25 protein-coding genes are annotated in these 26,002 nt (G+C 60.0%); 18 read left to right on the forward strand and 7 right to left on the reverse strand.

Features of this window, described 5'->3' with window-relative positions; all coding sequences use genetic code 11:
- Positions 1-54: 54 nt before the first annotated feature.
- Positions 55-579 (reverse strand): AAA family ATPase, encoded by a 525-nt coding sequence (locus K0H48_RS08675; protein ID WP_219267143.1) that lies wholly within the window; start codon positions 577-579, stop codon positions 55-57.
- A gap of 42 nt (positions 580-621) precedes the next feature.
- Positions 622-1,650, reverse strand: coding sequence for an alginate lyase family protein (locus K0H48_RS08680; protein WP_219267144.1), 1,029 nt, complete (start codon positions 1,648-1,650; stop codon positions 622-624).
- A gap of 104 nt (positions 1,651-1,754) precedes the next feature.
- Here K0H48_RS08680 and dapF point away from each other — a divergent pair, with 104 nt between their 5' ends.
- On the forward strand, positions 1,755-2,558 hold the full coding sequence (dapF, locus tag K0H48_RS08685; protein WP_219267145.1) for a diaminopimelate epimerase: 804 nt from the start codon (positions 1,755-1,757) through the stop codon (positions 2,556-2,558).
- Here dapF and K0H48_RS08690 read toward each other — a convergent pair.
- Both K0H48_RS08690 and K0H48_RS08695 read right to left on the reverse strand, forming a co-directional pair.
- The gene (locus tag K0H48_RS08690; protein WP_219267146.1) at positions 2,555-3,688 is read right to left on the reverse strand and encodes a PAS domain-containing sensor histidine kinase; all 1,134 of its coding nucleotides are present in this window, start codon (positions 3,686-3,688) and stop codon (positions 2,555-2,557) included. The genes dapF and K0H48_RS08690 overlap by 4 nt on opposite strands.
- Positions 3,678-4,493 (reverse strand): alpha/beta fold hydrolase, encoded by an 816-nt coding sequence (locus tag K0H48_RS08695; protein WP_219267147.1) that lies wholly within the window; start codon positions 4,491-4,493, stop codon positions 3,678-3,680. Before K0H48_RS08695 ends, K0H48_RS08690 begins: the two co-directional genes overlap by 11 nt.
- A 127-nt stretch (positions 4,494-4,620) precedes the next feature.
- On the opposite strand from K0H48_RS08695, the gene K0H48_RS08700 reads away from it, so the two are divergent.
- Positions 4,621-5,841, forward strand: coding sequence for a YgcG family protein (locus K0H48_RS08700; RefSeq protein ID WP_219267148.1), 1,221 nt, complete (start codon positions 4,621-4,623; stop codon positions 5,839-5,841).
- 3 nt (positions 5,842-5,844) lie between these two features.
- On the opposite strand, the gene K0H48_RS08705 is transcribed toward K0H48_RS08700, so the two are convergent.
- The gene (locus tag K0H48_RS08705) at positions 5,845-6,522 is read right to left on the reverse strand and encodes a class I SAM-dependent methyltransferase (protein WP_219267149.1); all 678 of its coding nucleotides are present in this window, start codon (positions 6,520-6,522) and stop codon (positions 5,845-5,847) included.
- A 122-nt stretch (positions 6,523-6,644) separates the two neighbouring features.
- Here K0H48_RS08705 and K0H48_RS08710 point away from each other — a divergent pair, with 122 nt between their 5' ends.
- Positions 6,645-7,190, forward strand: a complete 546-nt coding sequence (locus K0H48_RS08710) for a GNAT family N-acetyltransferase (protein WP_219267150.1) — start codon at positions 6,645-6,647, stop codon at positions 7,188-7,190.
- Between the two features lie 4 nt (positions 7,191-7,194).
- On the opposite strand, the gene K0H48_RS08715 is transcribed toward K0H48_RS08710, so the two are convergent.
- The gene (locus tag K0H48_RS08715; RefSeq protein ID WP_219267151.1) at positions 7,195-7,689 is read right to left on the reverse strand and encodes a DUF1543 domain-containing protein; all 495 of its coding nucleotides are present in this window, start codon (positions 7,687-7,689) and stop codon (positions 7,195-7,197) included.
- A gap of 106 nt (positions 7,690-7,795) precedes the next feature.
- Between K0H48_RS08715 and K0H48_RS08720 the strand changes: the two genes are divergently transcribed.
- Positions 7,796-8,617: an aldo/keto reductase gene (locus K0H48_RS08720; RefSeq protein ID WP_219267152.1), complete on the forward strand. Its 822-nt coding sequence runs from the start codon at positions 7,796-7,798 to the stop codon at positions 8,615-8,617.
- Positions 8,618-8,685: 68 nt separating this feature from the next.
- Here K0H48_RS08720 and K0H48_RS08725 read toward each other — a convergent pair whose 3' ends face one another.
- Positions 8,686-9,201 carry an Hcp family type VI secretion system effector gene (locus K0H48_RS08725; RefSeq protein WP_017136833.1) on the reverse strand — a complete coding sequence of 172 codons (516 nt, stop codon included), beginning with the start codon at positions 9,199-9,201 and terminating at the stop codon, positions 8,686-8,688.
- Between the two features lie 503 nt (positions 9,202-9,704).
- Between K0H48_RS08725 and tssA the strand changes: the two genes are divergently transcribed.
- From tssA to K0H48_RS30690, 14 genes are all read left to right on the forward strand, one after another.
- Positions 9,705-11,288, forward strand: coding sequence for a type VI secretion system protein TssA (tssA, locus tag K0H48_RS08730; protein WP_219267153.1), 1,584 nt, complete (start codon positions 9,705-9,707; stop codon positions 11,286-11,288).
- Positions 11,289-11,321: 33 nt separating this feature from the next.
- Complete coding sequence (gene tssB, locus K0H48_RS08735) at positions 11,322-11,819, forward strand: type VI secretion system contractile sheath small subunit (RefSeq protein ID WP_219267154.1); 498 nt, start codon at positions 11,322-11,324, stop codon at positions 11,817-11,819.
- 26 nt (positions 11,820-11,845) lie between these two features.
- Positions 11,846-13,321 carry a type VI secretion system contractile sheath large subunit gene (gene tssC / locus K0H48_RS08740; RefSeq protein WP_219267155.1) on the forward strand — a complete coding sequence of 492 codons (1,476 nt, stop codon included), beginning with the start codon at positions 11,846-11,848 and terminating at the stop codon, positions 13,319-13,321.
- 14 nt (positions 13,322-13,335) lie between these two features.
- Complete coding sequence (gene tssE / locus K0H48_RS08745) at positions 13,336-13,737, forward strand: type VI secretion system baseplate subunit TssE (protein WP_219267177.1); 402 nt, start codon at positions 13,336-13,338, stop codon at positions 13,735-13,737.
- Positions 13,727-15,514 (forward strand): type VI secretion system baseplate subunit TssF, encoded by a 1,788-nt coding sequence (tssF, locus tag K0H48_RS08750; protein ID WP_219267156.1) that lies wholly within the window; start codon positions 13,727-13,729, stop codon positions 15,512-15,514. Before tssE ends, tssF begins: the two co-directional genes overlap by 11 nt.
- A complete protein-coding gene (gene tssG, locus K0H48_RS08755; protein WP_219267157.1) occupies positions 15,478-16,470 on the forward strand; it encodes a type VI secretion system baseplate subunit TssG in 993 nt (330 codons plus the stop codon). The genes tssF and tssG overlap by 37 nt, the downstream gene beginning before the upstream one ends.
- A gap of 12 nt (positions 16,471-16,482) precedes the next feature.
- Positions 16,483-18,921, forward strand: a complete 2,439-nt coding sequence (locus tag K0H48_RS08760) for an AAA family ATPase (RefSeq protein WP_219267158.1) — start codon at positions 16,483-16,485, stop codon at positions 18,919-18,921.
- On the forward strand, positions 18,918-20,447 hold the full coding sequence (locus K0H48_RS08765) for a sigma-54-dependent Fis family transcriptional regulator (RefSeq protein ID WP_219267159.1): 1,530 nt from the start codon (positions 18,918-18,920) through the stop codon (positions 20,445-20,447). The genes K0H48_RS08760 and K0H48_RS08765 overlap by 4 nt, the downstream gene beginning before the upstream one ends.
- Before the next feature lie 73 nt (positions 20,448-20,520).
- Positions 20,521-20,652 carry a type VI secretion protein gene (locus tag K0H48_RS30685; protein WP_138815911.1) on the forward strand — a complete coding sequence of 44 codons (132 nt, stop codon included), beginning with the start codon at positions 20,521-20,523 and terminating at the stop codon, positions 20,650-20,652.
- Between the two features lie 15 nt (positions 20,653-20,667).
- Positions 20,668-21,861, forward strand: a complete 1,194-nt coding sequence (gene tagH / locus K0H48_RS08770; RefSeq protein ID WP_219267160.1) for a type VI secretion system-associated FHA domain protein TagH — start codon at positions 20,668-20,670, stop codon at positions 21,859-21,861.
- Positions 21,858-22,337, forward strand: coding sequence for a type VI secretion system lipoprotein TssJ (gene tssJ / locus K0H48_RS08775; RefSeq protein WP_219267161.1), 480 nt, complete (start codon positions 21,858-21,860; stop codon positions 22,335-22,337). The genes tagH and tssJ overlap by 4 nt, the downstream gene beginning before the upstream one ends.
- A 1-nt stretch (position 22,338) precedes the next feature.
- A complete protein-coding gene (gene tssK, locus K0H48_RS08780; protein WP_219267162.1) occupies positions 22,339-23,667 on the forward strand; it encodes a type VI secretion system baseplate subunit TssK in 1,329 nt (442 codons plus the stop codon).
- Between the two features lie 5 nt (positions 23,668-23,672).
- Positions 23,673-24,539, forward strand: a complete 867-nt coding sequence (icmH, locus tag K0H48_RS08785) for a type IVB secretion system protein IcmH/DotU (protein WP_219267163.1) — start codon at positions 23,673-23,675, stop codon at positions 24,537-24,539.
- A 15-nt stretch (positions 24,540-24,554) separates the two neighbouring features.
- The coding region (locus tag K0H48_RS30690; protein WP_307877362.1) for a type VI secretion protein IcmF/TssM N-terminal domain-containing protein at positions 24,555-26,002 on the forward strand (1,448 nt) is incomplete at its 3' end.

The raw sequence follows: 26,002 nt of genomic DNA on the forward strand, positions 1-26,002 counted from the left end.
CCCAGCGCAGGGCAAGCCTGCTCGCCACAACAAGCCGCTCGCCACAGTAGGCTCTCATTCCAAAACAAGCCTGCTCGCCACAGGGTTGATGTGTGCCAGGATCACTTCGACGGCCTCGGCAGCTGTCGCACGTGCAGTGTCGACAGTCAGTGGAGTCGCAGCCCATGCCTCATATTCATGCGCCAATACCGACTGCCAAGTGGGCGGTACCAGCCCGCTAATATCGCCCGTGCGGCTTTCCACTCGGCGCTGATGTTCCCGCAGGTCAGAGCAAACCACTTCAATATCAAGCAGCTCGACACCCGCTGTCGCCGCCACAGCCTGCCATGCCTCCCGACTTTCCTTCACCGGGTTCACACAGTCGGCAATCACCGTCTGCCCCAATCGCAAATTACTCAATGCCAGCGCATTCGCCACGCCATAACCGCTGGCGCCCACATCGCCGGCCAGTACGTTTGCATCACGAAGCGCCTGCTCAATCACATCAATACGCAGGTAAACCGCGTTTATCCGACGCGCCAGTTCGCTGGCAATCGTGGTCTTGCCGGTGCCGGGCAGGCCGCTGAATACAATAAGCATGGTCAATCCTTTGAATAGGGCGCCCGGCCAGTCTAGCCGCGCTTACTTCAAATAGCAGGCGCTGATCCAATCGGCCGGGTGGGCCGCCAGTTGTGTGGCTACGGGCAGGTAGCGTTTATCCAGTTGCGCCGCCAGCCAGAACAGCGTCGCGCTGCTGTTGGCATCCCAGGTGCCGCTGTAACCGGCTTCGCCAACTTTGGCGCGGTCTTTGTCGAATTGCACATGGGTGTGCACGAATTCCTGGTGGCTGCGTTGCCCAGTGGCGTAAGGCACCAGCCAGTCGAGGGCGGCGCCCAGCGACGCACCATTGCTCTTGAGGCTAAGCCAGTCGCCGCCGTAGGCCTTGGCCGCCAGTGCGGCCTGCACTAGCGGCTCGAGGTCGTAGACCACGTAATGCAGGGCGTCACGGTCCAGGAAGTCGATGACCGAGCCGTCGGGCAGGATATTGTCGGCGACTTGCTGTTTAAACAGCTGATGAGCCTGTTCAAGCATGGCCTGGTCGTTGAGTGCGGCGGCGGCCAGGGTCACCAACTTGACGCGGTGGCTCTGCCAGTTATTGGTCTGGGTGCCTTTTTTCTGCCCGTGGAATTGTTCGATATGCGCGAGGTAGCCATTGCCCAGGTTGCTGATCAGGCGGCGGCTGGCTGCGCGGGTTTCCAGGCGCAAGTGGTCGGCGGTCAGCGCATAGGCCGTGATCAGCATATCCAGGTTGGTTTCGTCGATGGGGTTGAAGTCCGGCTGGTAGACATCGGCCCACGCGGCGAGGTAGTCATCGACTTGCTTGAGATAACGCGGGTCACCGCTGATGCGCCAGGCCAGCGCCGCCTGGCGCATCAGCGGCCAGTCCTTTTCGGCAACCAGGCTTTGCTCGCGAATGCCATGCTTTGGCAGAGTGCCTTCGGTGTGCACATGGGGCAACGGCGCAGGCTGGTCGGCCAAATGCCGTTGGGCGGCGGCCAGCAGGGCGTTGGCTGCAGGGTTTGTAGCCGCAGGCTGGCAGAGGCTTGCAGCCATGGTCATCGAGGGCAACGCGCCCAGCAGCAAGGTAAAGGCGAAGGTGGTTTTGTTCATGAACAGCTCTGCCAGGTGAGGATGCGCCAACGCTAGCACGCGGCTGAAACGGCTTGGATGAAACTCCCGTATGCTTGCAGGCTGATCTCGACCGAGGACCGCCCATGACCTTGCCCTTTGTGAAGATGCATGCCAACGGTGACGATTTCATCATCATCGACCGCCGTGGCCTGGACGACCCGATCACTGCACAGGTCGCCCGGAGCCTGGGCAACCGCCACACCGGTATCGGTTTCAACCAACTGGCCGTGGTGCTCGACTGCGAAGATGCCCTGGCCCGCATCAAGTTCTGGAACCCCAACGGTACCCCGCTGCAAACCTGCGGCAGCGCCACCCGTGGCGTGGCTGACCGTTTGATGCATGAGACCGGCCGCGACACCGTCGTATTGCGCACGGACCGAGGCTTGCTGACGTGCGTGCGAGCCGCCGGGCAACAAGTGTCGGTGAACATGGGCGCGCCCTCGCTGGATTGGTCTGCCGTGCCGCTGGCCGAAGCGCTCGACACCCGCACCTTGCCCATCGATGGCGCGCCCGCCGCTTGCAGCATGGGTAACCCGCACTGCACATATTTTGTCGACGACATCAACGCCATCGACGTGGCTGCCGTGGGCCCGGCGCTGGAAACCCATCCGCTGTTCCCGGCCAACACTAATGTGCATTTTGTGCAGGTGCTGGACCGCAGCCACCTCCGCTTGCGTATCTGGGAGCGCGGCGGGGGTGTGCCGCTGGGGTCCGGTTCCTGCTGCTGCGGCGCAGTGGTCAATGGGATTCGGCGCGGGTTGCTGGACGCCACGGTTGAGGTGCAGTGCGACGGTGGCACGGTCACTGTGCAGTGGGACGGGCAGGGCGGTGTGGTGTTGACCGGCCGTGTCGAGCCGGTCATGCAGGGCATCGCGTACCTGTACTAAAGCGTCACGGTAAAGGTCGTGCCCTCAGTGGCGCAGGAACTCACCGCCACGTCGCCACCGTGGGCCTTGGCCAGCTCACGCACGATATACAGGCCCAACCCCACGCTGCGCACCTCGCTGCCCTGGTCGGTGCCTCGCGTCATGGGCTCGAACAGCCCGGCGATCAGCGTTTGCGGGATCGCGGCACCGTGGTTATGCACCGCCACCTCGCAGCCACCTTCGCCCAGGCGTGAGGTGATGGTGATGGGCAGGAGCAAGTCGCCGTAGGCCACACTGTTGGCCACCAGGTTACCAATGATCTGCTGCACCCGGTCGGCGTCCAGGCACGCCTGGCCTATGCCTTCGGCCTGGTGCTTCAACGTGGCCTTGGGGAAGGCCATGCGCAGTTCATCCACGGCGTGCTGGATCACGCTGTGCAAGTCCAGGGGTGTGGTCTTGATGCTGATCCCGTGGCCAACCCGGGCCTGGGTGAAATCCAGCAGGTCGGCAATCATGCGCTGGGCGCGCTCGGAGGACTGGCCGATATGGCCCAGTAACTGGCGCTCCTTGGGCGTACGTTCGTTGCGCGCGAGCATGTCCGTGGCCATGCGGATGGCGGTCAGCGGGTTTTTCAGGTCATGGCTGACGATCGCCACCATTTGCTCGGCAAACAACGCGCGGCGCTGGGCAATGGCGTAGGCTTCGCTCAGCTCGGCCTGGGCCTGTTGCAGCGCCAACTCGGTGCTGGTTCGTTCCTGCAACAAGGCTTCGGCGAGCTTGCGTGCATTGAGCAGCTCGCGCTCGTACTTGTCGCGGTCGGTGGTACCGAACAACGCCAGGTCATGCACGACCGCGCCGGCCTGTTCGCGGGCGCTGGCGTTGAGCAGCACGGTCACTTTGTGCCCATCGTGGTGCACCAGGTCGAGTTTGACCTCGCTCACGCTGCCGCGCATGCGCAGCATCGGCGCCAGGTGGGTCTGGTGGAATATTCGTCCGCCCATGGTCAGTAAATCCTGGAAGCGCCGCCCGCACAGCTCGGCGCTGCTCAGCCCCAGCCATTCGCCGAACATGGCGTTGGCGCGCAGGATCGTGCCGTCTTCGGCCGTGATGGCCAGGGCACAGGCGGCGCTGTCGAACAGGTCAGCCGACATGGGCCACGGCCCACGGCGCCAGGAAGTTGTCCATCGCCATCGTGCAGGCCAGAGGTGCGCTCATATGCGGGCAATGGCCGACGTTATCGACCAGGCAATAGGTGCTGTTGGGCAGCACGCTGTGCAGGTATTCACCCACCACCACTGGCGCAATCAGGTCGTCGCGTGATTGCAGGATCAGCACCGGCGTGGTCAGGCCGATTACGTCTTTGCGGTTATCCGACATAAAGGTCACCCGCGCAAATTGCTTGGCGATATCCGGTTCTGTGCGGCAGAAACTGTCGCTGAGTTCGGCACTCAACGCCGGTTGCCCTGGCGCGCCCATTATTACGGGGGCCATGGTGCTGGACCAGCCGAGGTAGTTGCTGTCGAGGGTGTCGAGCAGGTCATCGATATCGCTGCGCTTGAAACCGCCGACATAGCCCGCGTCATCGATGTAGCGCGGCGAAGGGCCGATCATGACATGGGCGGCGATACGGCCTGGCGCCAAGCGGTCGGCCAGGGTGGCGATCATCGCGCTGACCGAATGGCTGACCAGGATCACCGGGCCGCTGGCGAAAGCGTCGATAATCTCGTTCAAGTCACGGGCGTAGCCATCCAATGCAGCATATTTGCTCTTGTCGAATGCGCTGAGGTCCGACAGGCCGGCGCCCACCAGGTCATACATCACGACGCGAAAACGCTCGGCAAAGGGCGGCGCCAGATAATTCCACATGGCCTGGTTACAGCCAAAACCGTGGGAGAACACCAAAGTCGCCGTGCCGTTGCCCATCACACTGACGTTGTTGCGGTGCTTTAGGTTCATGGGGTTCTCAGTTATGGCGCATTGCTATATGTGTGGGCAGTTTAGATAGTCGCGGGCGTGGGGTCACGCGTTATGCGTCTATAAGGTAAAGTCGACGCCTCCTCGAAGAAACTTCAGGTAACAAAGCATGCGGCTGTTTCTGCGCCAATCCGTCTTGAGTCTGCTGGCCTTGGTATTAATCAGTCTGTTGGCCAGCGCCCAGGCGGACACTTCGCCGATCAAAGTCGCCCTCGACCAGCGGGTGATCGACCTCACCAATACGCTGGATAGCGGCACAACCGAGCGCTTGAAGTCGCAACTCACCGCCCTCGAACAACGCAAAGGCGCCCAGGTGGCCGTGCTGCTGGTGCCTACCACCGGTGGCGCAACCATCGAGGACTTTGCCAACCAGCTGTTCCGTGCCTGGAAACTGGGGCGCAAGGACGTCAATGACGGCATCCTGCTGGTGGTGGCCAAGAACGACCACACAGTGCGTATCGAGGTGGGTTACGGCCTGGAAGGCACGGTTACCGACCTGTTGGCCCACCGCATCATCGAAGAGCACATCACCCCGGCATTTCGCCAGGGCGACTATGCAGGAGGGATTCAACAAGCCGTCGATGACCTGGGCGTACTGGTAGACGGCGGCGACCTGCCCAAGCCGGTTGGGCCAGAGGTTAACCCGCAGGCCATTGCAGTGTTGTTGGCGTTTATCCTGGGCGGTGTCGGCGGTGTGCTGATCGCCGCCGGCAAGCTGCCTTGGCGCCGGGCGTTAATCGCCACCGTGGCGGTTACGGTAACGTTGACGCTGTATGGGGGCGGGCGCGACTGGCCGATGTACCTGCTGGTATTGCCGCTGACCCTGCTGATTGGCGGCGCGACTTTCGGCGCCTTGTGGCTGGCACGCACAGTGTTTTACTGCGTGATTGGGATACTGGCCTATGTGGTCGGGCTGCTGGTGGTGGACCACTTCGTCGCCGTCAACTTCGTCCATTGGCTGGTGTGGCCGTTTGGCAGTGCGTTGGTGCTGGCGTTGTACGTGGGGCTGTTTTTCGTTATCCACCAATCCTGGAAAAATAGCCCGCGTTTCTTCCTCGTGCGCGTGTTGGCGGTGGTAGCGGTGTATGTGGCAGTCGGGTTGCTGTTGGGGCACGGTTATCAAGGCTGGATCATCGCCATACCCGCCGCTTCGGTGGTGGCGTTTATTGTGTTTTTGCAGAGCATTTCCGATGGTGGTTCGGGTTCGGGTTCGGGTTCGGGTTCGGGTGGCGGCTCTGGCTCAAGCTCCAGTTCAAGCAGCAGCTCAAGCAGCAGTTCGTCCGGAGGCGGTGGTTCCAGTGGCGGCGGTGGGGCATCCGGTAGTTGGTAAGCGCTAGCGCGGTTTGTAGCCGACCCATCCTTTAAAACTGAAGCCGGCGTAGAACAGCTCCACGCCTTCGAACCCGGCTTTAACCATCAAGGCAGCATCTTGCTCAGGTGACAGTACCGGCAGTTTGGTGCTGATTGCAGTAATCGCGCGCTCGGCATCCTCGGCCGGCACGCCCGAGTCCACCGCAAACGCGGCGTAACGTTTCAACCAGCGGCTTTTCTCCTGCGGTGCCTGGGGGAAACTGTGGTGCGCCACGATCAGCGGTGCACCGGGTAGCAAGCGTTGCCACAGAGCCTTGAGGGTTTGCAGGCGTTCCTGCTCTGGAATGAAGTGCAAGGTCAGCAGGCAAGTGGCGCCGTCAAAGGGACCCAATGGCGCGGTGTCGATATAACCCTCATGCAACTGCACGCGCTCATTTAATGGGCCGAGTGCCGCCTGCGCCAACTTCAGCATCTCGGCCGATGGGTCGACGCCTGCAAAGCGCCAGCCTGGTTCGGCGTCGGCAAAACGTTTAAGTTCCAGGCCGCCCCCGGCGCCCAATACCAACACGTTGCCGGTAGCAGGAACCGCTTCACGCAGCAGCAGGGTGGTCATGCGTTGCAGGCCGTCGAAGCCCGGCACCAGGCGCACAGGGCCTTCGGCGTAGCGGGCGACCGCATCGGGGTCGGAAAAAAAGCTCATGGCGGGCTCCGGCAGATTGGGTGAGGCGTAAACCCTACTGCGGCCCATCGGCAGAGGCAATTGCTGTCGCCTGTATTCGTGGTAAAACGTTGATCCTTGCACCCCCTGAGTACGGAGACTCAATGTCTGTTATCAACACGCTACCCTTTACTGTTCGCGATGCCGTTGCCGAGGACGCTTTATGCATTGGCGTGCTCGGTATGCAGGTGTTCCTCGACACTTATGCCACCCAAGGCATCCGTGCCTCGATTGCCAATGAGGCGTTGCAAGCCTTTGCGCCGCAGACCATCGCCCACCTGATGGCACAACCAGGCCTTTCGCTGGTGGTGGCTGAGTCGAACGGCCACATTGTTGGCTTTGCCCAGATCCAACTCCACGCCACTCATTCGATGATCACAGCACCGGATGCCGCCGAGTTACAGCGCCTCTACATCCAGGAGCGATTTACCGACCTGGGAATTGGCTATCGGTTGCTACAGGCAGCAGAACAGCGCGCGGCCCTGGGCGCCGCGTCTTTATTGTGGGCAACCGTGTGGGTGGGCAACGAACGCGCGTTGGGTTTTTACCCTCGACGTGGTTATGCGGTGCTGGGCTCGCCGACCTATACCTTCCAGGGCGAAACCCACGGCAATCGCTTGTTTGGCAAAACCTTGCAGCCCTGCACCTAAAGGCTCAGGGCAGGGTGATGTAGTCGTTCTGCTGGATGATCGGCTGGTGCGCGCCCTGCACCAGGTGAACATAGCGCCCGTCCACCAGATCGATAGGCAAGCAGTCGTCAATATCCATTACGCCATCGGTATGGGCCTGCGACCAGTGCTGCAATAGCTGCTGCTGGCCCTTGCGCTTGGCTTCCTGTTTGTCGCGAGCCACCACCAGTAAATAATGGTGGGCCTCGCCAAACACGCTGGCTTCATAACCCCCCAGGTTGATGAAGTACAGGTGATGAGCACCGGCAGGCGGCGCCATTTGGCTGAGTTCGACCTTCCAGCCGTCTACGCCATCAACCGCCATCCAGGCGTCGATATGCATGCCTTTGGGGCTGCCGAACCAGCCGTCACGCAACTGCGCGTAGGTGGCTTGCAGCGTGTCCGCCACTGCGAACACCACATCGTGAACTTCGATTTTGGCCCGTGGGTGCTTGCCCCCGAGCATCACAACAAACAGCATTACAGGTCCTGCCTGGCGATTGGGTAAAGGCTAACCATACTTCGATTGAACCCTTTTGTCCGGTCAGTGCCACACTGTTAATTCGCCAACTCATCAGGAGGTTGTTATGCGTACCATTGATCTGGCCGGTGTTCCCGTGCCTGTCATCGGCCAAGGCACCTGGCGCATGGGTGAAAAACCGGACCAGCACAAAGCCGAAGTCGCCGCGTTACAATTGGGTATCGACGAAGGCATGAGCCTGATCGACACCGCTGAAATGTACGGCGAAGGTGGCGCCGAAAAGGTGGTAGGCGAGGCCATTCGTGGCAAGCGCGACCAGGTGTTCCTGGTCAGTAAAATCTACCCTCACAATGCCAGCCACAAGGGCGTGCCGCGTGCCTGTGAAGCCAGCCTTCAGCGCCTCGGCACCGATTATATCGACCTGTACCTGCTGCACTGGCGCGGCCAGTATCCGCTCGAAGAAACCGTCGAAGCCTTCGAACGTCTGCGCGAGGCAGGCAAGATCGGCCGTTGGGGTGTTTCCAACTTTGACGTCGCCGACCTGCAGGAACTTGCAGCCCCCGCCTGTGCTACCAACCAGGTGCTCTACAACATCGAAGAGCGGGGTATCGAATTCGACCTGTTGCCATGGTGGCAACAGCACCATTTGCCACTGATGGCGTACTGCCCGATCGCCCAGGGCGGCGAACTGCTGGCCAGCCCGACGCTCAAGCAAATTGCCCACCGACATGAGGCCACACCCGCACAGATCGCGCTGGCCTGGGTATTGCGCCAGGAGGGTGTGATTGCGATCCCCAAGGCGGTGAGTCCCGAGCATGTGCGGCTTAACGCAAACGCCGCGAAACTGGTGCTGGATGAGCACGATCTGGATGCGATTGACCGGGTGTTCGGCGCACCCAAACGCAAGCATCCACTGGCAATGGTGTAGCCAGCAATGGTATAGCAAGCGCGCAGAAACGGTGCCGTCCATGGCCGCCGTTTCTGCGTCGCCCAGGGTTAGCCGGCGACCGGGCTCCGCCAATCGTCCGAGCCGGAAGTACCTGCCACTTCGTGGGTCCAAATGATCTTGCGATAGGTGAAATGCACATCTTCCAAATGCGTGAAGTGCGCGTTTTCAGGCGCCTGGCAGTTGGGCATGCGTGACTGGATATCCACGATGGTCGCACCTTCAAGCTCGATGGTGAAATAGTGCTCCTGGGTGCCGGCCGAGGACGTACGGAACCATTGCAACTGGCATTTGACTTCTTCGCCACTGGTCAGCGCGCTGAACAGCAGGGGCGATGATTTATCGAAGACCTTGCTGATCATCAACGGTTTGTGAACCCTCTGCCCGGTTGGCTGACCGGATTGCGGGTCACGGGGGATGATCACCTGATGCGAAAAAGCCTGGACCAGAATCTGGTCTTCGTGGCCCTCCTGATAAATATTGCCTACTGAGTCCTGGGTAAAAGTGCCTGCCGTAATCAGTCCTTGTTTGACACCGGTGATCGAAAGGTATGCGGGTGTTGGCATGACGGGTTTCCTTGCCTGATGGTTGAAGTAGTGCCTAGCGGCAGTTGTGCCGGCTGGGCAAGTTCCTATAACAAGAAGCGTGCCTGAAATTAACAAGCCCAGTAAAAACAAGGGGTGCGCTTGTTGTTGGGCTTGTTTTTGAAAAGTGGGTAGTCGTTTTAATGGGTTTTTAATGAAAGTATTTGCGCAGAAGTGCGCATTAATTTGCTCATCTTGTTGTTGCGTGCATTTATTGAAGGGGCAGAGTAATTAAACATATTGAGCTGGTTTCGCTGCGCAAAACAGTGCGCACGCCAATAATCATGGGGTTTGTAGGAAAATCCTTAAGTGCGAGGTGGGCACTTGCTGGATGTCATTTGCAAGGCTAGTGTTTACGAACTTCGTGGAGGGGGTTACGAGGTTTTTATAGGCGTTACGAGGTTTTTATAATCGTGTTTTTTTGCGCCTCAGTATGATTCAGGTGCATGGGATTTAATTATTTTTTATTTGGTGTGCGGCCCAAAATGGATTATTCAGGCGCTTTGTGTGGTTATTATCTTGAACTTGCCTTAGTGCCCTGTTCGCAAGGTAACTTTGCAGGCAGTGATATGCGCTTTTCAAGTGAATATGAAGCCTTGGAGGCCGAACTTGGCAAGTTGCAATCGATTCATGTCAGCACCCAGCCGGACTGGCAGGCCGTCGTGCAAATCAGCGAGAGCCTGCTGCGTCAGCACACCAAGGATCTGCGGGTGGCCGCCTGGTTGACGTGGGCGTTGTACCAGCGTGAATCTTGGCCAGGGCTGGTGGCGGGCCTCGGGTTGTTGCGTCATTTGTGCGAGCACCAGTGGGCGGTTGTCTATCCGCAAAAATTGCGCACCCGTGCCGCAGCACTGGGCTGGTTGGCGCTGCGCCTGGAACAGGTATTTGCACAAAGCTTTTCGCTCAACGATCAGCAGCCATTATTTCGCTGCGTGCTGGAGCATCTGGTACACCTTGATCGGCTCTGGTCTGCGCACTTGGGCGATGAGGCGCCGCTGTTGGTGCCGCTGCGCAGGCAGTTGACGCAGCGGTTGGAGCAAGCCGCACAAGCAGAGCTGCCAGAAGCAGCTGCGGCGGGCGTAATCGCCCAGGTCAAGCAGGCGGCGACGCGGTTGCTGAGCGCCGAACCGGCAGCAGGTCACGACAACACCGGCAACCAGGCGATTGCCAGCGAAAAAGAGGCCCACAAGTCACTGCGCACGTTACAGGAACAAGGCCGGCACTTATGCAACTGGTGGCTGCGCCAGGATGTGACCGACCTGCGTGCCTTGCGCCTTAACCGGACACTGACCTGGCTGGCACTCCACAGCTACCCGGACGCTGACAGTGAGCGGCTCACGGTGCTTCGTGGCCCGACGCCCGACAAGCTCAAGCGCTACCGGGAACGTTTTGCCCAAGGGCACTACGGTGAACTGTTGCTCGAATTGGAGGCCAGCCTGGCGAGTGCGCTGTTCTGGTTTGACGGCTTGCGTATGGTTTGGGAATGCCTTGAGGCCTTGCAGGCCAATCTGGCCATGACCGAACTGGAAGTCAGCTTCGCGCTGTTACTGCAACGCTTGCCAGACCTGCCCGAATTCAGGTTTCACGATGGTGCGCCGTTTGCCGATACCGCCACCCGGGACTGGATCACGCTTCAGGTCGCTCGACACTTGCAGCTGCCTGCGCCGTCCGACGTGGTTGTTGACGCCAACGCCGAACCCTGGGAGGTGGCCTTGCAAGAGGTCATGCCCAGACTGCGCAAGGACGGGCTCAAGGAGGCAATACACGAACTCAAGCAGGGCATGCACACCGCACGCAGCGAGCGCGCGCGTTTTCATTGGCGGCTGGCATTGGCGCGGTTGTGCGTATCGGCAGGCAAGCAAGCGCTGGCGATGGTGCAGCTGGAAGGATTGGACCATGAGCTTCAGCACGCCGGCCTGGATCGTTGGGAGCCGGAACTGGCACTGCAGGTTGCACAGCTTTTGTATCGCTGTTGCGAGCTTTTGCCGCAAAGCCAGGCCGTACGCGAGCGTAAGGAAACGACCCACCGAAGACTCTGCCACTTCGATGTTGAAGCGGTACTTGAATAGGTTTTTGAACCCCTCGAAAAAAGGAGATTTACCGTGGCCAAAGAAGGTTCGGTAGCGCCCAAGGAACGTATCAATATCACCTTCAAGCCCGCCGTAGGGGGCGCCCAGGAAGAAGTCGAGCTACCGCTGAAGTTGCTGGTGCTGGGCGACTTCGCCCAGCGCGAAGACCCCCGCAAGCTCGAAGACCGCAAGCCCATCGGTATCGACAAGAACACCTTCGATGACGTGATGGCCAAACAGGCACTGGAGTTGTCGCTGAGCGTGCCTAATCGCCTGCAGGAACAGCCTGATATCGAAGCGTTGTCGATCCAGGTACGGGTCAACTCGATGAAGGATTTCACCCCGGCGAACCTGGTCGAGCAGATCCCGGAGCTGCAAAAACTCATGGCGTTGCGTGAAGCGCTGATGGCCCTCAAGGGGCCGTTGGGTAACACGCCGAGCTTTCGCAAGGCGATCGAACAGGCGCTGGCGGATGACGACTCCCGCGCCCGGGTATTGACCGAATTGGGGTTGAGTGACCCCACAGCCTGACACTTTCAGTAAAGGACACTGATGCCATGACGACCCAGCAGCAACCGCTACCCACCCGAATGGCTGACGAGCACAGCATTCTGGACACCATCGTTGCCCAGACACTGCTTAGCGCGGATGACGAGGCCTACAGCATTGCCAAACGCGGTGTTTCGGCGTTTATCGAGGAGCTTGTCAAGCCGCACAACCGCGGCGAACCGGTCAAGAAGCGTCTGGTCGATCGAATGATCGCCGAGATCGACATGAAGCTCAGCGAGCAAATGGATGAAATTCTTCATCACCCGGATTTCCAGGCACTTGAGGCCGCCTGGAGAGGGCTGCAACTGCTTGTCGACCGCACGAATTTTCGCGAGAACATCAAGATTGAACTGCTGAACGTCTCACGGCAGGACCTGCTGGAAGATTTCGAAGACTCCCCGGAAATAACTCAGTCGGGGCTCTACAAGCACATTTACAGTGCCGAGTATGGTCAGTTCGGCGGCCAGCCCGTGGGCGCCATCATCGCCAACTACTTCCTTGTGCCCAGCGCGCCGGATGTGAAGCTGATGCAATACGTTTCCAGTGTTGCCTGCATGGCCCATGCACCGTTTATTGCCGCCGCTGGGCCGGGCTTTTTCGGTTTGGAAAGCTTTACCGGTTTGCCTGACATGAAGGACCTCAAGGATCATTTTGAGGGGCCTCAGTTTGCCAAATGGCAAAGCTTTCGTCAGAGCGAAGATGCCCGATACATCGGCTTGACCGTGCCGCGGTTCCTGTTGCGTACCCCTTACGACCCCCTTGAGTGCCCGGTCAAGACATTTGCCTACCAGGAAAACGTGGTTAACAGCCACGAACACTATTTGTGGGGCAATACCGCGTTTGCCTTTGCAACCCGGCTGACGGACAGTTTTGCCCGTTTTCGCTGGTGCCCGAACATCATCGGTCCGCAAAGCGGTGGTGCGGTCGAAGACCTGCCCCTGCATCACTTCCAGAGCATGGGGGAAATTGAAACCAAGATCCCGACCGAAGTGCTGGTCTCTGACCGTCGCGAGTATGAGCTTGCGCAGGAAGGCTTTATTGCCCTGACCATGCGCAAAGGCAGTGATAACGCGGCGTTCTTTTCCGCCAGCTCGGTACAGAAACCCAAATATTTCGGCAACAGTGCCGAGGGCAAGGAAGCGGAGTTGAACTACCGGCTGGGCACACAGCTGCCCTACATGATGGTGGTCAATCGGCTGGCCCATTACCTAAAGGTGTTGCAGCGCGAGCAGTTGGGTTCATGGAAGGAGCGTACCGACCTGGAACTGGAGCTCAACAAATGGATCCGCCAATACGTTGCCGACCAGGAAAACCCCAGCGCCGAAGTGCGCGGGCGGCGCCCATTGCGGGCCGCCCGCATCGTGGTCAGTGATGTCGAGGGCGAACCTGGCTGGTACCGCGTCAACCTCAGTGTACGGCCGCACTTCAAGTACATGGGCGCGGACTTCACCCTGTCCCTCGTCGGCAAACTCGACAAAGAATGAGAAAGGGGCAGGGGATACCCGATCATCGCAGCCTTTTTGAGCGCCTCGAAGGCCTGGCACCCGCCAGGGCCGGGAGCGTGGCGTCGATTGCCGCGCACTTGGAGAAAATGCTCAGCACACGTGCAGGCAGTGTCTTGACGCTGCCTGACTACGGGCTGCCCGACCTCAACGACATGCGCTTGAGCCTGCATGAGTCATTGAGCCAGTCGCGCCTGTCGATTGAACGGTTCATTCAGGTGTACGAACCACGTCTGTCGAATGTACGTGTCAGGGGCTTACCCGATACCGGCAACCCTTTGGTCCTGGCGTTTGTGATTGAGGCAACACTGCTGATTGATGGCGTTATGCAGCCGGTGGTTTTTAACGCGCAGTTGGCCGGTGGTGGTCGGGTTGAGGTGCTGCCTGATGTCCTTTAACCACTTTTACCAAAGTGAACTCAGTGCCTTGCGCCAACTGGGACGGCGTTTTGCCGAACGCAATCCAGCCTTGGCACCGTTTCTCGCCGACTCAGGCCAGGACCCGGATGTAGAGCGTCTATTGGAAGGCTTTGCCTTCCTGACCGGGCGCCTGCGCCAGAAGCTGGCCGACGAGCTGCCAGAACTGACTCACTCATTGATGCATCTGTTGTGGCCCAACTATATGCGGCCACTGCCGGCCTTCAGCATCTTGCAGTTTGACCCCTTGAAACATGCGTGTACCACGGTAAGCGTAGAGCGCGACACGCCGGTTGAAAGCGTATTGGTCAACGGTGAGCGCTGCCGCTTTCGTACCTGCTATGCCACACAGGTGCTGGCGTTGCAACTGAGCCACCTGGCGTACTTGCCCCAGGGCGCACAAACGCTGCTCAACCTGCGCATGGAGATGAGCGTCGAGGGCAATTTGAGTCAGTTGGCATTCGATCAATTGCGCTTGCATCTTGCAGGTGATCGACAGGTGAGCCAAGGCTTGTACCTGAGCCTGCTGCGTCATCTGGAAGGCATCGAGTTACGGCTCTTTGACCACGAGGGGCTGGTGATCAACGATCGCGACGGCCAGCCGTTGTCGCTGCGGCTGGCTGCCAGCCAAGTAAAACCGGTGGGGTTCGATGAGGAGCATGCGCTGATTCCCTATCCGGCCAACACCTTTGGCGGTTATCGCCACCTGCAGGAATATTTTGCGTTCACGGACAAGTATCTGTTTGTCGATGTACTGGGGCTGGATGCGTTACAGGCGTTGCCCAATGAACTGCTCAAGCAGGCCAGGAGTGTAGAGCTGCGTTTCAAGTTAAACCACCACGCGCATGCGACGCATCGCCCCACTCTGGACAACGTAAAACTGTATTGCACGCCGATTGCCAACCTGTTCAAGCATGACGCAGTGCCCATTCGTCTGGATGGCAAGCAGGATGAGTACCTGCTGCTGCCGGGTGGTATAGCGCGGGGCAGTGCCGCTGTGTTTTCCGTGGACCAAGTGACCGGATGGCGCCCGGGTGGTCTGGGCTACCAGGCATACGTGCCGTTCGAATCCTTTGAGCATGGCAGTGGCAATGCCACGTCGGCGCGCACGCCCAGCTACAGCATTCGTCAGCGCTCGTCGGTGCAAAGTGCTGAACTGGATACGTGGTTGAGTTTCGGCACCGGCCCAGGCAATGAGCAGGAAACCCTCTCGGTTGAATTGACCTGCACCAACCACAACCTGCCACGACTGTTGCAGATTGGGGAGATCAATCAGCCCTGCGAGCAAACCCCGGAATTCCTGACGTTTCGCAATATCTGTGCGCCGACGGCGAGCTTTGCTCCGCCTCTGGACCAGGACTTTCTCTGGAAGCTGATCAGCAACATGTCGCTCAACTACCTCTCGTTGACCGATACCGGCGCCTTGAAAGTCATCCTCGAAACCTACGACTTGCCGCGCTATCACGATCGACAGGCACACAACGTCAGTCAGCGCAGGTTGGATGCGTTGAAGTCCATCAAGCATCAAGCCGTCGACCGAATACATCGTGGGCTGCCAATACGCGGCCTACAGGTCGACTTGAGCATTGACGCCAACGGCTTTACCGGCCAAGGCGACCTGTTTGTCTTCGCTTCGGCACTCAATGAGTTTTTCGCTTTATACGCCGGCCTCAATTCGTATCACGAACTGCGGGTCACCAGCACACAAGGAGACGTGTATCTATGGCCACCCCGGATGGGTCGGCAGGCCCTGCTTTGACTGCTCTATCACGCTCAATTCGTGAGTATTCGTTATTTCAGGCGGTACTGCAGGTAATCGAGCGCCTGCGCGACAGCCATCCCTTGCTGGATGACGACGCGCTCTATGACCTGCTTGAGTTTCAGGCCAACCCAAGCCTGGGGTTCCCTGGGCACGACATCGACCGGGTGGCTTTTTTTGTCGAACACGGACAGTTACGGGCGCGCCTGCGTCTTAACGTGCTTGGCCTGTTTGGCTCCGGTTCGCCATTGCCTGGGTTTTATCAAGAGCAGGCGAATGGCAGCGTCAGCCGTGGCTTTCTGGACGTATTTCATCACCGCCTGCAAAGGTTGATGTTGCCGATCTGGCGCAAATACCGCTATCGAGCGTGTTTTCGCAGCGACGCCAGTGACGCTTTTTCCGCGCAGATGTTCGCGCTGGTCGGGCTGGGCAGCCCCCAGATTCGTGACGCGGCGCAATTGGACTGTAAGCGATTGTTGCCGTACCTGGGGTTGCTGAGCCTGCGCGCGCACTCGGCAACCTTGATCGAAACGGTCCTGCGTCATTACTTCAACCACAGCAGTGTGTTCATTGAGCAATGGGTTGAACGCACGGTGGTCATCGGCCAACAACAACGCAACCAACTCGGTGCGGCCAACCACGTGCTTGGCGAAGACCTGCTGCTGGGGCATCAGGTTGCCGATCGCAACGGCAAGTTCAGGGTGCATGTCGAGGGCTTGAGCTGGCAGCTATTCCACGCGTTTTTACCTGCCGGCAGCGCCTGCAAACCGCTGTGCTCGCTGGTTCGCCTGATGCTGCGCACGCCACTGGACTATGACGTGCGCCTGGTACTGGCCGAGGGTGAAGTGCGGCCGCTGCATATTGGCGAGCGCAACGTGTGTCGTCTCGGTTGGACCAGTTGGTTGGGGTACGAGCGTGCCGACGGTGTGGTCACTCTGGCCAGCCACTCTGATTAGGGACTGATGATTATGATGAATGTAGACCTGCAACAACTGATCCGGACCTTGACGCCGCAGACGCGCCTTGACTTGACGCGGTCCGCCGAGCGCTGTGTAACGCGCGGCGGCAAGGAAGTGTTGGTTGAGGACCTGCTGCTGACACTGCTGGAGCACCATGACGGCCCTTTGGTCAGGGCGCTGGCGGATGCCGAAATCGCTCCCGGTGAGCTTCAGGCCATGCTGCAGCTAAAAGGCGAGCAAGGTGCATCGCGCAGCCCGGTGTTCGCCCCGGCACTCGTGCAGTGGTTGCAACAAGCGTTAATGGTTGCCCACCTTGAACTGGGGCAGGTAGAGGTAGGTGCAGGTGCTTTATTGTTGGCACTTCTACGTCATCCGCTGCAACACGCGGGCAGTGCTTATCAGCGACTATTGAGTCGTTTGGACGCGCAGCGTGTGCGTGACTTTTTGTTGAGCCAGGGCTCCGATACCCGCCCGTTGCGACAAGAGGAATCACTGCTTGAGCGCTTTACCCATGACCTGACGCGTCAGGCTCGCGAGGGGCGTATCGACCCGGTCCTGTGTCGAGATGCGCAGATCCGTCAATTGATCGATATCCTCGTGCGTCGGCGCAAGAACAACCCGATTCTGGTGGGTGACGCGGGTGTGGGCAAGACCGCCATCGTCGAAGGGCTGGCGTTGCAGGTGGTGGCCTCACAAGTGCCCGAACCACTCAAAGGCGTACGCATACTGACCTTGGACATGGGCTTGTTGCAGGCCGGTGCCAGTATCAAGGGCGAGTTCGAACGGCGGCTCAAAGGTGTGATCGACGAGGTTAACGCCTCACCACAGCCCGTGATCCTGTTTATTGACGAGGCGCATACCCTGGTGGGCGCAGGCGGGCAGGCAGGGGGAGGCGATGCCGCCAATTTGCTCAAGCCCGCCCTGGCGCGTGGTCAATTGCGCACGATCGCAGCCACGACCTGGTCCGAATACAAAAAATACATCGAAAAAGACCCGGCATTGGCACGGCGCTTCCAGCCGGTGAAGGTCGGCGAGCCGAGTGTGGCGGCAGCAGTCTCGATTCTACGTGGGTTGGTGCCGGTGTATGAAGCCAGCCATCGCGTCTACATACGTGACGATGCGGTCGTCGCGGCAGCGCAGTTGAGCGCTCGTTACCTGGCAGGACGGCAACTGCCGGACAAGGCCGTTGACGTATTGGACACCGCCTGTGCGCAAGTGCGGATAAGCCTGACGGCGGCGCCTGAGGCGTTGCAACAGCTGTGCGCTGAATTGGCTGAGGGCGTTCGACAGCGTGTGGCGCTTGAGCGGGATGTTGCAGCAGGCTTGACCGTTGACCAACCGGCGTTGCAAGCACTCGCCCGGCGGCTGGACACCCTTGAGCTTGAGCGCCAGCAAGCCGAGCAGCGCTGGATGCAGCGTGAACAGCAGCAAGCCCACCAGGAGGTATGCCCACGGGTGGTCGCCCAGGTAATCAGCGGCTGGACAGGGATCCCGGTTGAGCAACTGGCCTTGGAACACAGTGAGCGCGTCCTGGGTTTTGCCGATGCTTTGCGCAGGCGCATTATTGGGCAAGAACCGGCGGTGCAGGCGCTCGATCGCAACCTGAGGGCGGTGGCTGCGGGCCTCAATAACCCTGACGCCCCGGTGGGCGTATTTTTGCTCGCCGGCCCAAGCGGGGTCGGCAAGACCGAGACGGCCTTGGCGCTGGCGGACTTGCTGTACGGCGGCGAGCGCTTTGTGATCACGCTGAATATGTCGGAGTACCAGGAGCAACACTCCCTGTCCCGATTGATCGGAGCGCCTCCCGGTTACGTTGGTTACGGCGAGGGCGGGGTGCTGACCGAGGCCGTGCGCCAGCGACCTTATTCAGTGGTGTTGCTCGATGAAATCGAGAAGGCCGATCCAGAGGTATTGAACCTGTTCTACCAGGTCTTTGACAAAGGCTTGGCCAATGACGGTGAAGGCCGCGAAATTGACTTTCGTAATACGCTGATCCTGATGACGTCCAACCTGGGCAGCGATTGCATCACCGCACTGTGCGCCGATGGCCAACGCCCCGACGCTGCGACCCTGGAGGAAGTGATCCGTCCCGTATTGCGCGCTCACTTCAAGCCGGCTCTGCTCGCCCGCATGCGTGTCGTGCCGTATTACCCGCTTGCTGGCGAACGCTTGCATGACGTGGCAAGGCTCAAGCTGACGCGCCTTGGACAGCGCTTGCACGCGCGCGAACTGGTGTTCAGCTACAGCGCCGAATTGGTTGCGCACATGGTCGAACGCTGTCTGCACCAGGACAGTGGCGCGCGTTATATCGACCAATGGATCGAATCCCATTTGCTGCCGCAGATCGTTGACCGTCTGCTCAGTGCGATGGCCGTTGGCGAATCCCTCAAGGCCACCCACGCGACACTGGATGGCCGCGGTGTGCCGGTGTGTGAGTTCAGCCAATGACGCACAGCCCATTCAACCCGTTGCCTGATCCGCTGACCTATGCCGACCAACTGCTGGGCTGGTTCAGCCGCCTGGGGTTCGAGCGTGAGCAATCGACGTTGGCGAGCCTTTGCGTCACGGCTGCTGCGCAGTTGAGCCAGTGCGACCTGTGCCAACTCTACGCCCGGGATGAAACGACCGGCCAGTTGCGGCTGATCGCTCACCACTTCCCTGAAGGGGAACCAACAGACGTACTGGCGCAAAGCATCGATGCTCAGCATCAGCAGTTGTTGCAGTACGCCCTCGAGCAGCGGAGTGCGTTGACCATTGATGAGCTGTGCAACAGCGCTTATGACAGTCGTTTTCTACCCGCGACGGCAACGCCTTGGCACTCGCTGTCATGCCTGCCTCTGTTCAATCAGAGCAAGGCGGTGTGCGGCGTCCTGCTGTGTGCCAGCCTGCGCCCGGCGCAATTGCAGCGCTACGCGGTGTCGCTGGGCCAACTGGGTAGCTTTGCCCTTGGCCAATTAACCCTGCGTCGGCTTGCCCATCCTGGGCGCCTCACTGCTGTTGCCCAGTGCGGTACACCCGTCACCGGCGCCTACGGTTTGATCGGCAACAGTACGGCGATGGCGGCGACCTGCCTACTGATCGGCAAGGTTGTGCAGGCGCCTTTTACCGTGCTGCTGCACGGTGAAACAGGCACTGGCAAAGAGGTTGTGGCGCGTGCCATTCACGCCGCCGGCCCGCGCAGTAAGCAGGCGTTTGTAGTGCAAAACTGCGCAGCCTTTCCTGAGGGCTTGCTGGAAAGTGAGCTGTTCGGTTACCGCAAAGGTGCTTTTACCGGCGCGGAGCGCAACTATGCAGGGCTGTTTGACGCAGCCGACGGCGGCACACTGTTGCTGGATGAGATTGGCGATATGCCGCTTGCCCTGCAGGCAAAGCTGCTGAGGGTTTTGCAAGAAGGTGAGGTGCGCCCCCTGGGCGCCAATACCGCCCATAAGGTCGACGTGCGAATCATCGCCGCCACCCATCGCGACCTGCTGGCAATGGTCAGCCAGGGGACTTTTCGCGAGGACCTCTATTACCGATTGGCACAGTTCCCTATCCAATTACCGGCATTGCGTGAGCGCGACGGTGATGTGCTGCTGCTTGCCCGGCACTTTGCTGAAAAGGTTTGCGCTGCACTCGAAAAACCGCTGGTCAGCTGGTCCAGTGCTGCGCTTGATCAGCTTTCGGGTCACGCCTTCCCCGGCAATGTGCGTGAGCTCAAATGCCTGGTGGAACGTGCGGTGCTGCTGTGTGACGACGGGGTGATTTTGCCTGCGCATCTGTCGCTGTCCTCGGCACCTGCAGGTGCGAGCGTCGAGGCAACCCTGCGTCAGCGCCTGGAGCGGGTGGAGCGGGTTTTTCTGATCGATTGCCTGCACAAGAACCGTGGCAATCGAACGCGCACTGCGCGTGAACTTGGGGTTGCACGTCGCACGCTGCTGTACCGGCTGGCGCGGTTGAATATCCCCATGGGCGCGTCTCGAGGGGAAGGCTGAATGGCGTATTCACGCTGGCGTGCTCATGGGCTCTGCGATGCCCCGCTTGTTTTATCTACCTGGGAGAACCCCGATGCCTGATCGTCCATGGCGAGCCGTGGTGCTTGTGTTGTGTTTGCTGAGCGGCTGCAGCGCCAATTACGTGTTTGATGATGCTGACTATCGTCCTTTGGGTGATCCCCAAGCGACCCGTCGCGGCCAATGAAAAGGGAGCCCTTTCATGCAATTAGTGCTTGAGGTGTGTGATGGCGCGGGCGGTGAGCCGCCAGCGCGCAAGGTGTTCGATGGCATGGGCGGCGTGGTCGGTCGTGGAGCCGGTTGCGACTGGATTATCCCTGACCCCAGTCGCTTACTTTCCAGTCACCACGGGTTGATCGGTTACCGCGACGCACGTTATTTCCTGACGGATATCAGCAGTAACGGTATCCGCGAGGTGGGCAGTGGCAAGTCGCTGCAAAAGGGCCAGGCACGGTTGATTCTGGAGGGTGATGTTTTCCAGTTGGGGCCGTTTGCTATCCGTGCGCGGCTGATTGAGCGCGCGGCATCGCATCGCCCGCCATTGTCCGCCGACGGCGGGTTGATACCCGAAGACGCTTACCTGGGCCTGGACCCCGTTCACGCATTGGATCACCAGTCGGTGCATGGGGCACTGTCGTGCGAGTTGGACGCCTTGAACGACACGCAAGAGGCATCGGGTGCCTGGCTGTATGGAGACGGTGTTGAACGCGATCACCTGGCGTTGCCTGCACAGGTAGCTCCTCTGGGGGAGAGGGTCGAGCCGGTCTTGCCTGAATCGCCGGCGCCCGAGGCCGACGAAGCGATCTGGGCGCAGTTCGCCAAGGCGTTGGGCGTCAATGTGCAGGCGCTTGATTGCGCTGGCCGCGAGGCGTTGGCGATCAGGGCTGCGGGTTTGCTCAGGCACGCGATTGATGGGTTGCAACGGAACCTGCGCACTCACGACGAACTGCGCAACGAACTGGGTCTGGACGCGAGTACCTCGATCAAGCGCCCGAACGCGTTGCAAGACAGCCTGGGCGTTGACGCTGCGTTGGTGTCGTTGCTGGGCACGGGTGAGTTGGCGCAACCCAGCGCTGAAGCGGCCATTACGCAGGTATACCGACAAATGCAAGTGCATCAGGTCGCGCTGCTCGTTGCGTGCCGCACGGCGGTGCGCACCTCGTTGGCGACGTTTGCCCCCGGCCATCTGCTGGCCACTTTTGAGCGCGATGCCAAGGTGCCGAGGTTCTTTGCCGACGGGGCGCATTGGCGGGCCTACCAGCGCCGCTATCAGCGGTTGGTCGAAGAAGATGCATTGAGCACGGACCTGTTGCGCGGCGACTTTGCCAAGGCCTATGAGGAGCAGGTACGCCTGGCCTCAGCGTTATTTGCCACACATCCAGGAGGATGCCCATGACCCGTGTCGCCCTGCTTCTTATGGTTGTATTGGGGCTGCTGGGTGGTTGCAGCCTGTCACCCTTTTCCACATTGACCAAGCTGGACCTGATGCTGAGCGCCAGTGAAGAAGTGAACCCCGACCTGCATGGGCGTCCCTCGCCGGTGGTGGTGCAGCTGTTTGAACTCAAGCATCCCGTTGCATTCGAACACGCGGATTTTTTCACGCTTTATGAGCATGCCGAGCAGGCGCTGCCCAAAGACTGGGTGAGCGGCGAGGAGCTGGAGTTGCGTCCCGGCGAGCAGGTGGCCCTCAAGCTCAGGAACGAACCGCAAAGCCGTTACGTGGGCATCATTGCGGCGTACCGCGATTTGCCCAATGTGCAATGGCGATGGGTGCTGCCGCTTATGCCACAGCAAGTGACGCGAGCGCACCTGGTGCTTGACCAGTCGGGTATCCGGGCTGCCGACCCACTCGCCGGCCTGGTGGAGAACTGATATGCAGGTTCATAAAGTCATCTGGCAGGAAGGGATGTTGCTGCGCCCCGAGCACTTGCAACATAACGATCGTTATTACCACCAGCAGCTCAACCGAACCCGCTTGTTGGCCAGTGATGCCTGGGGTTTCCTGAGCCTGGACATCGATCTGCAGTACCTGAACCTGGGCAAGCTGGTGGTCAATCAAGCCAGTGGCATTTTGCCGGACGGCAGTCTTTTCGAGTTGACCTCCACCATGGCGCCACTGGTACTGGAGGTGCCGGCCAACGCAGGCAGACAATCGGTGTACCTGGCGTTGCCGATGGCGACCGGCAATCAGGTTGAAACCCGTACGCAGGAGGCGCCGGATGTCTTGGCGCGCTACATCGCCTGTGACGTTGAAGTGGCCGACTCCAATGCAGGCCGGGATGCGCGTTGCCAGATCCGTTGCGCACGCCCGGATTTGCGCCTGTTGCTGGGTGAGCAGCCGGGTGATGAGGCCTACGTGAAGCTCAAGCTTGCCCAGATACTGGAATGCTCTGCGCAAGAGGGGCTTCGAATGGAACCTGATTTTGCCCCGACGTTTATTTATGTGCAGGGCTCGGGGTTCGTTTCGTCCTGTCTCAAAGAAGTGATCAGCCTGCTCGCCAGTCGGGGGGATGCGATTGCTGAGCGGATTGGCGGCAATGGCGCCACGGCAGGTGCGCAGGTTGCGGACTTTCTGATGCTGCAACTGATCAATCGGGCCGAGCCGGTATTGCGTCATTACCTGGCTCAGGCGCAGGTGCGCTCAGAGGCGTTGTTCCGCGAAATGCTGTCGATACTGGGGGAACTGGCGACGTTTGCCAGTGACAGCAAGCGCGCCACCCAGCAGGTGCGCTACCTGCATGGCGACCAGGGCGCCAGTTTTCGTGGGTTGATGGCAGGCCTGCGCACGGTGCTGTCGATGGTCTTTGAGCAGCATGCCCTCGAGCTGGTACTGCAACAGCGCCAGTATGGAGTGATGGTCTGCCCGGTGGCTGATCTCAAGTTGCTGGGCAGCGCGACATTCATCCTGGCGGTCGCGGCTCAATGTGATTCGGAAGAACTGCGCCATCGCTTGCCGGCCCATCTCAAAATCGGCCCCGTAGAGCGCATCCGTGAGCTGGTCAACCTGCACCTGGCGGGCATCAAGGTCAAACCACTGCCGGTGGCGCCACGCCAGATCCCTTTTCACGCAGGCAAAACCTATTTCATGCTCGAACTCAATGCCCGTGATATCGCGCAGCTGGAGCAGTCGGGTGGGTTTGCGTTCCATGTCGGCGGCGAGTTCAGTGAGTTGGAACTGACCTTCTGGGCAATCAGGAATTGAACATCATGAACATGGACTGTGAATACCCGCTGGATGAAAAAACCGTGTTGCTGGACCGTAACGGCCACGGCCCGGCACAGCGCCCGGTAACGGACTTCCCCTCGCCACCGCGTTTTGAGCAGTTGGAGGACCGCATGGTCTATGCCGCCGCTGTGCAGGGCGCGCAACGTTTCAACGTGGGCCTTAACCCGCTGGTGGCAGCTGCCTGGGAACTGCTGTCCGAGGTGCTTGAACTCAAACTCAGCAGCGGTCGGGAAAACCTGCAGACGCTCAATGACCGCCTGGCCGCAAGCCTCACACGCTTCGAAGCCCGTGCCCAGCATGAAGGCATGGAAAGCGCTCAGGTGATTGCTGCCCGTTATGTGCTGTGCAGCGTTGTTGATGAAGCGGTGGTCACCACGGCGTGGGGGAGTCGCAGCGACTGGTCGAAGATCAGTCTGCTGAGTCGTTTTCACAACGAAACCTTTGGCGGCGAAAAGTTTTTTCAGCTGTTGGAGCGACTGTCTCGCGACCCCGTAAAGCACCTGGCCATGCTGGAGCTGATGTACCTGTGCCTGTCGATGGGTTTCGAAGGCAAATACAGGGTCATGGAGCGCGGTGTGACCCAGCTTGAGGGCGTCCGTGATGCCTTGTATCGCCAGATAAGACACGTGCGTGGCGATCCGGTGTCGGTGTCTGCATGTGCCTTGCGACCGGAGCAGGCACGCCGCAAGCGATTGCGCACGCTCTCTGCAAGCGGGTGTGTGGCGTTGGGCTTGATCGCTTTGCTGACGATGTATTCGGCCGCTGCCTGGGTATTAGGGCAGGAGCGAGCCCAAGCGCTGCAACCCTTTCAACCTTTGGCGCCGGAACTGACTCTGACGCCCTTGTAACGCTGGGAACATTGAATGAACGCATTCTTCAAGGGCGTGTGCACCCTGCTGCGCATTGTTTGGGTATGGAGCTTGTTGCTGGTGCTTTCCAGCGCCTGCCTGGTGTGGTTTTTCGGGCCTGCGCTGGCGGTGGATGACCACCGGTTCTGGCAGGGTGCTACGGCTCGGCTCGTGACTATCAGCGCGCTGTTTCTGCTCTGGGGGCTGGCGATGGTCATTACGGGCGCACGCCACAGCGTGCGGTCCCCAGCCGACGAAAGCCGAGCCGACCGTCATCATCCGACTCTGGTAGAGGACGAGCGCAAACAGGTGCGCAGCCGTTTCAAGCACGCGCTGCACACCTTGAAAACATCTCGCCAATATTTGGGGCGCAGCGTGCGCTCACGCAATGAACTGCCCTGGTACTTGTTGATCGGACAGCGCGGCAGTGGCAAGAGCGCTTTGCTGGCGGCGAATGGCTTGCAGCGTCCGCCGGATCAACTTCAAGCAGCATCACCCGGGGCCAGCGCCTACTGTGATTGGTTCTTCGCCGATCAGGGCGTGCTGATGGAGAGTGCCGGGCGCTACCTGGGCCAACCTGACCGCGAGGTCGATGCTGCTGGTTGGTCGACATTGCTCGGCCTGCTCAAGTCCAGGCGCCGGGTACGTCCACTCAATGGCCTGGTGGTGACGTTGTCGGTGGACACCCTGCTGGGCAGCAATGAGCATGATCTGGAGCGCCATGCACGGCATGTGCATTCCCGGTTACAAGATATCCAGCAGTCGCTGCATATCGATATTCCGGTGTATCTGGTGCTGACCCATGCTGACCACATCTCAGGCTTTAGCGCGTTTTTTGATACGCCGCAGGACAGCACCGCGGAGGGCGTACTCGGTGAGCTGATCACTGGCAGCCACACGGGTGTGCCGATGGCGCAGGTGCGCCAGGCGTTCGAGGCGCTGCTGCAGCGCCTGAGTGGTGAACTGGTGCAGCGCCTGCATCAGGAGCGCAGTGTCGAGCGCCGTGGCCAGATGCTGGATTTTGCGCCACAGCTGGCACGCATCGGTGAGCGTTTATGCCTGTTTATCGAGGTGGCGTTCTGCGCCCATCGCAATCAGCGCATCCAGGGGTTGCGAGGTTTCTATTTGACCAGTGCTGGGGAGCGGCACGAACGCTTTGCCCAAGGTCTGTTCAACCAGGTGATTTTCGCCGAGGCCGATCTTGCGGGGCTGCACACCGAGGAGCACCGACGTATCCGTTGGCAGCAGGCGGGATGGGCGAGCGCCGTAGCGCTGGTCATCGGTGCGGCGGGCATGCTCTGGATGCACAGCTATTGGATCAATCACCAACGCCTGGAGCAATTGGCGCAGTTAGGTCAAGTTAGTACGCAGGCTTCGGCCGATGCGGACCAGACGTTGGCGTTACTGACGTTGCTGGACAACCGCCTGGCGGCCACTCGGGTGTTTACGCCGGTGTCAGCGGC

It is taken from the genome of Pseudomonas sp. Xaverov 259 (assembly GCF_019352915.1).
GTDB lineage: Bacteria > Pseudomonadota > Gammaproteobacteria > Pseudomonadales > Pseudomonadaceae > Aquipseudomonas.